Origin of the sequence: Streptomyces sp. NWU339 (assembly GCF_003143855.1) — a bacterium.
GTDB lineage: Bacteria > Actinomycetota > Actinomycetes > Streptomycetales > Streptomycetaceae > Streptomyces.
Window position 1 is genome coordinate 1 of the sequence record NZ_QFRK01000122.1, and the last position, 8,855, is coordinate 8,855.

At 69.2% G+C, this 8,855-nt stretch carries 9 protein-coding genes and 1 pseudogene; 2 read left to right on the plus strand and 8 right to left on the minus strand.

Features of this window, described 5'->3' with window-relative positions; genetic code table 11:
* Positions 1-360: 360 nt before the first annotated feature.
* From DIZ27_RS43680 to DIZ27_RS43700, 5 genes and pseudogenes are all read right to left on the minus strand, one after another.
* Positions 361-671: pseudogene (locus DIZ27_RS43680) on the minus strand (transposase); the annotation flags it as partial.
* Between the two features lie 154 nt (positions 672-825).
* Positions 826-1,401: a winged helix-turn-helix domain-containing protein gene (locus DIZ27_RS43685; protein ID WP_109383813.1), complete on the minus strand. Its 576-nt coding sequence runs from the start codon at positions 1,399-1,401 to the stop codon at positions 826-828.
* A gap of 66 nt (positions 1,402-1,467) precedes the next feature.
* Positions 1,468-2,169 (minus strand): restriction endonuclease, encoded by a 702-nt coding sequence (locus DIZ27_RS43690; RefSeq protein WP_109383821.1) that lies wholly within the window; start codon positions 2,167-2,169, stop codon positions 1,468-1,470.
* Positions 2,166-2,354 carry a hypothetical protein gene (locus DIZ27_RS43695; protein WP_258308893.1) on the minus strand — a complete coding sequence of 63 codons (189 nt, stop codon included), beginning with the start codon at positions 2,352-2,354 and terminating at the stop codon, positions 2,166-2,168. The genes DIZ27_RS43690 and DIZ27_RS43695 overlap by 4 nt, the downstream gene beginning before the upstream one ends.
* A gap of 593 nt (positions 2,355-2,947) precedes the next feature.
* Entirely contained in the window at positions 2,948-4,891 is a 1,944-nt protein-coding gene (locus tag DIZ27_RS43700; RefSeq protein ID WP_109383815.1) for a pentapeptide repeat-containing protein, read from the minus strand.
* 725 nt (positions 4,892-5,616) lie between these two features.
* Between DIZ27_RS43700 and DIZ27_RS43710 the strand changes: the two genes are divergently transcribed.
* Entirely contained in the window at positions 5,617-5,826 is a 210-nt protein-coding gene (locus tag DIZ27_RS43710) for a hypothetical protein (RefSeq protein WP_109383816.1), read from the plus strand.
* Positions 5,827-6,067: 241 nt separating this feature from the next.
* Here the strand turns inward: DIZ27_RS43710 and DIZ27_RS43715 are convergent, their stop codons facing one another.
* Positions 6,068-6,268 (minus strand): hypothetical protein, encoded by a 201-nt coding sequence (locus DIZ27_RS43715; RefSeq protein WP_109383817.1) that lies wholly within the window; start codon positions 6,266-6,268, stop codon positions 6,068-6,070.
* Between the two features lie 549 nt (positions 6,269-6,817).
* Between DIZ27_RS43715 and DIZ27_RS43720 the strand changes: the two genes are divergently transcribed.
* The gene (locus DIZ27_RS43720) at positions 6,818-7,042 is read left to right on the plus strand and encodes a dsDNA nuclease domain-containing protein (protein WP_146229144.1); all 225 of its coding nucleotides are present in this window, start codon (positions 6,818-6,820) and stop codon (positions 7,040-7,042) included.
* Between the two features lie 7 nt (positions 7,043-7,049).
* On the opposite strand, the gene DIZ27_RS43725 is transcribed toward DIZ27_RS43720, so the two are convergent.
* Entirely contained in the window at positions 7,050-7,877 is an 828-nt protein-coding gene (locus DIZ27_RS43725; RefSeq protein WP_109383819.1) for a transposase family protein, read from the minus strand.
* A gap of 160 nt (positions 7,878-8,037) precedes the next feature.
* Positions 8,038-8,790 (minus strand): transposase family protein, encoded by a 753-nt coding sequence (locus tag DIZ27_RS43730; protein WP_109383820.1) that lies wholly within the window; start codon positions 8,788-8,790, stop codon positions 8,038-8,040.
* Positions 8,791-8,855: the final 65 nt, after the last annotated feature.

Genomic DNA, 8,855 nt, shown 5'->3' on the forward strand with positions numbered 1-8,855 from the left:
GAGTACGCCGTGGGCCTTCCCCATGGCCTCCCGGACAGCAGAGACAAACCACCCAAGGAGTTCCCCGCCGCCTTCGGCGGCGGTTGCGCACCGCTCCCGGCCCAGATCCGCCAGGYTCGAGCCGGTCTCGCATTGAGGGACGTAATGACGACGGTTCCTCGCGTACTCCTTTCCACCTCGCTCGCCGGACCCGCACCATCTGGCAGTGCTGGCACGTCCCGGCTTTGTCAGGGCCGCTTGCCACCCTCCTCGGCATCACCCAGATCAGGCTGCCCTCAGCTTCACCACCCCGCCACGACAGGGCAGTTGACGCAGGTCTCTCACCTCCGTACGGACCATCAGCACCTCACGGCGCACATCTCCTTCGCGAAATATTGAGCCGCCCGGCGCAGGATCTCGCGTTCCAGCTGCCACTCCTTCTCCGCCTTCAGCAGCCGGGCGTTCTCGGCCCGCAGCCGGGCCAGCTCCTCGACCGGGCTCTCACCGCCCCCGCCCACGCGGCGTTCAGATGTCTGCTGGGCGGCGTCCTTGCGGACCCAGGTCCGCAGTGTCTCCCCGGTGATCCCGAGTTCGGCGGCCACCACCGCATACGTGCGCTTCCCGCCGGCCGCGCGGTACAGCGCGACGGCATCCTTCCTGAACTCCTCCGGGTACGGAGACTGGCGTCCCACCTGGGCATCCCTTCCTGGACCTTCAAGATCCATTGTCAGGGTGTCCACTCCAAGGGAGCAGCCTCAGCACCTGGCGGAGCCGCTTCGCCGAGCAGGGCATACCCGGCTTGGCTGACCGCAACTGAGGTTTTCGCGTCGGAGTGCGTTGCTCCTGTCATAGCGTCAGGACGAGGCCGGACTCGTCGGGGAAGCACAGCCAGGCGCCCTGCTCCCTCACCGTCGTTCCACCACCGGCCAGACTCCCCCGCAAGCGGGGCACCCCCACCTTGACCCAGGTGGCCACCGCCTGCTCGTCGCGTTCGGCGGCCCGGTGCACCGGCACCTGCGCCGTGAAGCCCATCTGCCGCAGCAGCCGCCAGGTCTGCGGCACGCTGAGCCAGACGTGCCGGCGGCGGCCGATGACGGTGGCCACCCGGGCCGGCGTCCGGCGCTGGTCCTCGACCCAGCCGTGCGCCGTGGGGCCCTGCTCCGGCAGGGCGGCCGGCTCCGGGCGCCCCTGCGGCCTGAACCGGCTGGGCCGACTGCTGGGCCCCTTCGAACGCAGCGCCTCGATCCCGCCCGCGCGCCATTGGGCGTGCCAGGCCCGGGCCGACTTCTGCGAGACACGCAGCCGCTCGGCAACCTGCGGCGGCCGCATCCCCTGCGCGAACACCTCGGCGGCCTGGAAGCGGACCTGCTCTTGCTGGTCACGCTGGGGCGCACTCAGGCCGCTACTATCGGGATACCTCATGCCTTCCGGCCTACACCCGACCGCGAGCCCCGCACCCCGACGCGAAAACCGCAGAAGCGGCTCTTTTCAGCTCAAAGAGGTTGGCCGACGCGGGGGCGGCACCGCCCGCAGCAGCTCCCACAGCGGGCGAGAGCCCGCCGCCCACACGCCGAGCGTCTGACGGTCGACGACGTGCAGCCGCTGCTGCTTGGCGAAGACCACGGCCGGACCGGTCACCCGGCCGTTCGTGACGATCACCGCGACGTCCGCGCCGTGCACCTGCCGGGCCGACCCGTTGAGCACCTGCAGATCCGGCGTGCCCACCGCCGAGCCCTGAGCGCCGTTGCGGCGGTGCTTGCACTGGATCACCCAGCGCCGCCCGAACGGATCCGTGGCCTTCACGTCCGCGCCCAGGTCCCCGCGGCCGCCGACCCGCTGGGCATCCCGGCAGCCGTCCCGGTACATCAGGTCCCGTATCGCCTCCTCGAACCGGGTGTAATGCAGTCCGTCCAGCTGGGGCAGCCCGTAGCGCAGGCCCTGCGCCCGCACCGCCTCCCACTGCGCTTGCTGCTGCCGGTTGTACAGCCAGCCGACACCCGCCAGCACGGCGAGCACCAGGACCACGACGAGCACCCACCAGTGCGCCAGCAGCCAGTTGACCACCATCACCACCAGGCCGACGACCGCAGCCGCCACCACGACGAAGGCGATCAGCTGAGTGTCCCTCTGCTGCTGCCTCCTGCTGGGCCGCCGCGTACGCCGCCGCGCCGGCGGCCGCCGCCGGGTCACCGCTCCCACCGGATCGGGTACGACACCGTGGGCTGCGGCTTCTGGACCCGCATGGCCGGGACGTCGTCGAACCGGATCGGATACTGCACCGTCGACTGCGGCCGCGGAGCCCCCTTGCCCCCTGCGGAGACATCCCCGTTGCCCATCCCGACCACGGCCAAGGCCACGACGCCGAAGATCATCATTTCTCGTCGTGCACCCTGAGCCCACCGCGAATGCCCGCGAACCGGTGTCCCGTCAGAGCGCACGTATGGCCGTACCCAAGGCATACAAGCCTCCCCCTCGTATCAACTCCCTGCGCAACCGCCCATGATGACAGGGGGCACTGACAACGAGTCAGGGAAAGGGCACACGCAGTGATCAAGGAAGGTGGGAACAGATCAGGTCACAGCCGGGCACGGGTCATTGCGCGGGGCTCTGCCCCACACCCCGGCCACCCTGAGGAGGGGGTGGGCAGGGGTCTTGGGTGCGGGTGGTGAGTGGTGGAGATGGTGGTGGGTCGCGGTGCGGCCCCCTCGTCGGACGGCACCCGGAGGGCACCACACCGCCCGCCAGCCATCCAGGACGCCCAAGGGCGCCGTGCAAGCGCGGTCGAGCAGGCCCGATCCTGGACGTCCGACGAACGGCGCGGTAGGGCTTCGCCTGCTGCCCAACGAGGGAACCACCCCACTCAGCCCGGACCTACGGCGAAAGACTCGCGCAGCACGGCCCTCAGGGAGTGTCGGCATGGTGGGTAGTGGCCGGGTGTTCGGTTTGCTGAACACCCGGTGGTGGGTGGTCAGCGTTTGATGCGTCCGCGGACGGCGAGGACGGCGAGGGCGAGGAGAGCGGGTTCCACAAGACGGGAGGTCATCTCGATGTAGGTGCCGGCGGTGGTCAGGTCCTGTCCGCTGGAGCGGAACACCACCGAGTTGAGCGTGACGTTCAGGGCCTTCTCGAAGCGCTCGCCGGTGAACCTGTCCCCGGTGGGGTTCTGCGGGTCGTTCTTGTCGATCTCGAAGGTGACCGTGCCGTCGCCGGGCGGCACGGTGCCGGTCGCTTCCTGCTTCGGGTCGTCCTGTGGGAGCCCGAAGCCCATCAGCAGCACGATGGTGACGAGCATGGCGGCAGCGAGCCAGCCCAGGGCGCGCAAGGCGCGCAGGCCGTAGCCGGACAGCAGCCAGTAGCCGTGCAGCAGTCCGCGTTCGGCGCGGGGGGTGCCGGTGCGGTCGCGGCGGCGCATCTCCATCTCGCCGTAGTAGAAGTCCGCCGCCCCCGGCTCGTTCTTGCCGTCCTCGAACGCCTTGCGCAGCGCCCGGTATACCGGCGCCAGCTGCGCCGGCCCGGCGTATCCGGCGCCGGACTCCGCCATGTTCCAGCCCCGGACTGCTGCCGGCTGGTTCGCGCGCCAGTGGTGTTCTTCGGTGAGGGTGCGGCGCTGGGTGAACCGCACCGGGCGCCCGCGCCGCCAGTGCATGCCGGGCGGGACAGGGGCGAAGGAACAGGTTCCCTCCAGCCGCAGCTGGTCCAGATGCACGGTCCCGGTGAACAGGCACCCGGCCAGGTCGATGTCGGCGAGGACCAGATGGGCCGCGTCCACCCCACGCAGCGAGGCTATCCGCACCGTGGCGTCGGGCGCGTGGGCAAGAGCCTGTTCTGCCACCGGCTGTCCGTTAGGGAGCACGAAGGGGTCGGCCTCCGCGGCGATCGTGAGGGGGTACTCGAAGACCGCATGGGCGAAGTCCACCGTGGCGTAACGCAGACGCACCTCGGCCGTTGACGACCAGCGGGTCCGCCGGCACTCCAGGCCGCGCGCGGCGAACGAGAGGGTCACCGGGCTGCTGAACACCGCCTCGGACAGCGTCACCTGCCCGGCGCACACGAACGGCCCGAGGCTGGCCGCCCGCTCGAAGACCGCCTGTTCGAACCGGGCGTTGCCCTGGAAGGTTGCCGACTCGAAGTTGGCCTCGTCCTGGAAGGTTGCTGAATCGAACCGGGCATTGTCCTGGAAGGTTGCTGAATCGAACCGGGCAGTGCTCTGGAAGGTTGCCGACTTGAACCAGGCGTCGCTCTGGAAGGTTGCCGACTTGAACCGAGCTTCACTCTGGAAGGTCGCCGACGGGAACCAGGCGTCGCTCTGGAAGGTCGCTGACTCGAACCAAGCGAGGCGCTCGAAGGTCGCCGCCCCGAACCGGGCAGTGCCCTGGAAGGTCGCCGAATCGAACCGGGCGTCGCTCTGGAAGATCGCCGGCCCGAACCAAGCGAGGCGCTCGAAGGTCGCCGACTCGAAGCTGGCCTCGCTCTGGAAGGTTGCCGACTTAAAGTTGGCCTCGTCCTGGAAGGTTGCCGACTCGAAGTTGGCCTCGTCCTGGAAGGTCGCCGCCCAGAACACGGCGTTGCTTTGGAAGGTCGCCGAACCGAACCGGGCGACGTCCTGGAAGGTCGCCGAATCGAACCAGGCGTAGCCGAGGCGAGGGTGTCCGGTGGCGGGATCGCGGAGGGCATCGAGGAGGGCATCAAGAAGGGGTTCGGTGAAGGGGGTGCCGCTGTGGTCGATGTCGGCGCCGGGAGTCAGGCCAGCCAGGTAGGCATCGCGGTCGACGTCGGCCAGGTGGGCGAGGCATGCGGTGTGGCCGGGGACGTGGACGCCGCTGCAGCCGACGGGATCGGCAGCCGGGTCTGCGCCGTGTGCGCAGTACGGCCAGGGAGGCGCCCCGGGTACGGGGGGTGGGGGAGTGCTCATGGCGTGGCGGCCCGCGCCGAGGCAAGCGCCCAGTCCCGTTCCTTCTCGGCCTGCGCCAACCGCCACGCGGCCCGTCGCACCCGCGCCAACATCCGCTGCTCTCGAAGGAACTTCCCCACCCAGTCACCCCTCACCGGCCACAGCCTGCCAGGCTCCACATGGCGGCACAGGCATGTTCAGCAAACCGAGCACCTACCCAGCCGCTGCCCACCGCACCCACGTTCCTCGAGGGCCAACACGGCCACGGTGGGCGGTTTACCTGGCCGCCGCGGCCAGGCCGGTGCTGCCGGGGCGTAGTGAGTCGGTCGACCGAAGGAGTGCCTTGTGTCCGTCTCCGTCGACTGTGAAGAGTGTTACGGCTCTGGAGAGTGCGCCTACCGGGTGCCTGATGTGTTCACCGTCGTGGACGACTACGGGGAAGTCATCCCGGGGCGGGGTCCACAGACGAGGACCCACGCGTCATCGCGGCCGCAGAGGCGTGCCCGTCGCAGGCCATCAAGATCGCGCCCGCCAGTTGAGAGTCAAGCTCCACGGATGAGGCGGCGCCGGTCTCGGGCGGTGCGGACGAGACCGGCCGGTGCGGTGGCCCGAGCGGCGGGGACAAGACCGCGAATTCGGCCCGTCGGGCATGATTTGCCGCCATCCTCACGAGGCCCCGCCCTTCTTACCGGCGTGTGCTGGCTAGATCTGGAGAGGAGTCGTTCTTCGCGCGGTGGGGGCTGTTCGTGCTCACGATCAATGTGGCGGTGCTGCTGGCAGTCATCATCGTTCTGCGGCTGCGCCGGCGCACCGAGGCGCGGAGCCGCACCGACGAGAAACTGACTGTGCTGGTCGTTCTGGTCTTCGGCATCCTCGTTGCGCCGACCGCGTTCGGGCAGGGTGTGCTGGACGTCGTGGGACAGCTTGCCGCAGGCATCGCCGAATCCAGCCGCTGAAGATGCAGCGCGCTGCCGTCCGGCACGGGCTCTATGCGGCCTGAGCGGCCCTGAGCGGCTTCACTGCACGATGGCGCGACAGAGGGGAGGCCGTCTGGAGGGCCCTCTCCAGCACAGCCAGCCCTGGCAGCGCCACATGCGCTTCATTGATCTGCCTCATGCCTGGCACTACGCACAGGCGCCTGCAGAGATTCTCCCACCCGAACGGTCTTCACTCGACCGAGCGGGCTGCCGGGCGCGGCTAAACGCGCATGCTGGCGTAGCGCACGCCCAGGCCCCACCGCTCCATCACCGGCGCCATGCACCACTGGCACAAGGGGCAGCCGCCGCTGCCGTACTTGTGGGTCTTGCGCTGGCACCCGGCGCAGAGGCCGACCCGGTCACCGGGGCAGATCAGCGCGGACGGGTCGGGCTCCGTGATCGAGGGCGGGGGAGTAGTCATCGTGGTTCCTGTTCCGGGTGACCTTCCCGTCACCGCACCCGCAGGATAGCGGCCCGACTGGCACGACTGTTCGATCCGGGCCAGGGGCGGGCGGCAACAGCGCTTCGGGGAAGTCATCCCGGGCCGTGAGTCATCGGCGAGGACCCGCGCGTCCTTGCAGCGGCGGGAGCGTGCCCGGCCCAAGCCGTCGAGATCAAGCCCACCAGGTAGCTCCGTACGCCGCTGTGCGGCCCGTTCTGCCCGGTATCGGGCAAAACTTCCCCAGCCCGGGCGTGAACGCCGCGCAGTGGCCCCACAGCCGGTCATGAACGGAGACTCCCGTGGGCATCGTCGGAGACGGCCTGGATCGCGCCGTACAAGGGGCGTTGCCGGGACGACGACGGCGACCGGGACCAGGCCGGCGAGTGCCGAGCAGACCGCCGCCGGGGAGGCAGTGTCCCGGGGGAGGAGGTGGAGAAGTCGTGCGTCGCGAGTTCAGTTGAAGTGATCGACTGACCGGTGTTCTACCGCTTACGCTGCGTGCCGGGGAAAGTGAGCTGGGGGGGGTACATGGCTGATCCGATTGAGACCGTTGCTCCGGACGATTCAGGTTCGGTCACGCTTCGGCGGTACGAGTACCAGGTTCATGTGGCTGCGCAAGCCATCCTGGAGATACTCGCTGACGAGCCGGTACGTCACGTGACCTGCGAGCACATTGAGGACATCATTGTTGCCCGCAGCAGCGAGGGACAGGCCAATGAACTCTTCTCGGTAACGTCTCGTGACGTTTTGTGATCTTTGTTCAGATGGTGCGACCGTGTTCGAGCTGGAGCAGGACGAGGGCGGCTCGGGCGATCCGAGTGATGGCCGCGGGGTCGAGGCTGACCCTGCGCAGCGCCTTGAAAGTGACCTTCAGCAGGGCGTTGGCACGTTCGGCGACAGCGTGGACGCCTCGGATCACGGCATTGAACGCCTGGTCGGGCTCGGCGAGTTCACCGCCCTTGGGCTTCTTGACCGGATGGCGGAAGCCGGGCCCGGCGTTCTCGTAGCCGAGGTCGGTCAGGGCAGGGATGCCCAGAGTGGCGGCGAGCCGGTTCAGGGCGTCCACCAGTCCGTGGGCCCGTGCGCAGGTGGTGTCGTGCTCGCGGCCCGGGCGGACCGGGGAGACCCAGATGGGCCAGCCGTCCGGGGCCGCGATGACCTGCACGTTTCCTCCGTGGTGCTTGTGCTTGCCGGACCACCACAGGTCTGCGCCGTTGGGGCCGGCGGCGGCCACGCGGTCGGTGCGGATCACCGTGCCGTCCAGGTTGAGGTGGGTGTACCCGGCTGCCGCCGCCCTCTCCAGCGCGGTGGACAGCTCAGGCGCGTGGTCGGCCAGTACGGTCAGCCCCTCATGCAGATAGCGATAGGCGGTCGGTACCGAGATGCCGTTGTCCCGGGCGAGTTGGACCAGCCGGGTACCGTCGACGAACCAGCGCAGCACGAGCACCGCCTGTTTGAAGACGCCCAGCGCGCGGGTGCCCTTGCGGGTCCCGAGCCGCTCGCGGTGCCCGCGCAGCAGCTTCGCGAGATGCTCGGCGGTTGCCCTGCGGACATCGAGCACGGCGGTGTAGGTGATACTGGACGCCACGTGGAGCCTCTGGTTGTACGGAACGTGATCTTCGCAGACCCGTTCCTATCAGGGGCTTCACTCATGTCTGACGTCGAGTCACCATCCCGCCGTCCGGCGTCATCACGCACCGCAACCGTCACGTTGCCGAGAAGACCTCACTGAGCCGTTTCCATCTTGATCAGCTGGTGAGTTCGAGAGCGACGATGGCGCGGACGACGGTGGTGATCCTCGTGGTGCTGCAGCGCAGTTTGCGGAGTACTCGCCAGCACTTGAGGGTGGCGATGGCGCGTTCGCCGAGGCTTCGGATCTTTGCGTGATCGCGGTTGTGGCGGCGGCGCCAGCCGCGCAGGKGCTTGCCCCGGATCGGGACGCGGACGGCGGGTCCGGCGCCCTGGTAGGCCTTGTCCGCCCAGCACTTGATGCCGTCGGCGGCGAGGGCGGCGGGGATGCCGTGGGTGCGGGCCGCGGTCAGATCGTGGACGGCGCCGGGCAGGGCGTCCGAGACCCAGAGCAGCCGTCCGGCCGGGTCGGCGAGGACCTGCACGTTCATCCCGTGGTGCTTCTTCTTTCCCGAGTAGTACGGGCGGTCGGCCGCAACACGGTCGATCGGCAGGAGTGTGCCGTCGAGGATCACGTACGCCTTCCCGCGGATGGTGTGCATGGCCTGCTCCAGCGTCGGGGCGAGGGTGGCCAGGAGGCCGACGGCCTCGCGTATGTAGCGGTAGACCGTCGCGATCCCAACCCGGAAGCCGGCGGCGAGGCGGCTGTAGGTGTCGCCRCAGCGKAGGTGGGCGAGTACGAGCAGAGCCTGCCGGCCGCAGCTCAGGCGGCGCCAGCGAGAACCGATCCGGCGTCGGTGACCYGCCAGCAGACCGGAGAGRCGACGCAGGGTACGGCTGGACAGATCGATGGCAGACGGGTAGACAAGCACACGAGCTCCTGGCGGATGCGGTGATCTTGGTCGTGAACCCGTCTACCAGGAGCTTTCTTCATGCC

Coding starts and splice junctions, on each gene's coding strand:
- DIZ27_RS43685 (WP_109383813.1), bottom strand. CDS start 1,401: ATGAGGTATCCCGATAGTAGCGGCCTGAGTGCGCCCCAGCGTGACCAG.
- DIZ27_RS43695 (WP_258308893.1), bottom strand. CDS start 2,354: ATGATGATCTTCGGCGTCGTGGCCTTGGCCGTGGTCGGGATGGGCAAC.
- DIZ27_RS43700 (WP_109383815.1), bottom strand. CDS start 4,891: ATGAGCACTCCCCCACCCCCCGTACCCGGGGCGCCTCCCTGGCCGTAC.
- DIZ27_RS43715 (WP_109383817.1), bottom strand. CDS start 6,268: ATGACTACTCCCCCGCCCTCGATCACGGAGCCCGACCCGTCCGCGCTG.
- DIZ27_RS43720 (WP_146229144.1), top strand. CDS start 6,818: ATGGCTGATCCGATTGAGACCGTTGCTCCGGACGATTCAGGTTCGGTC.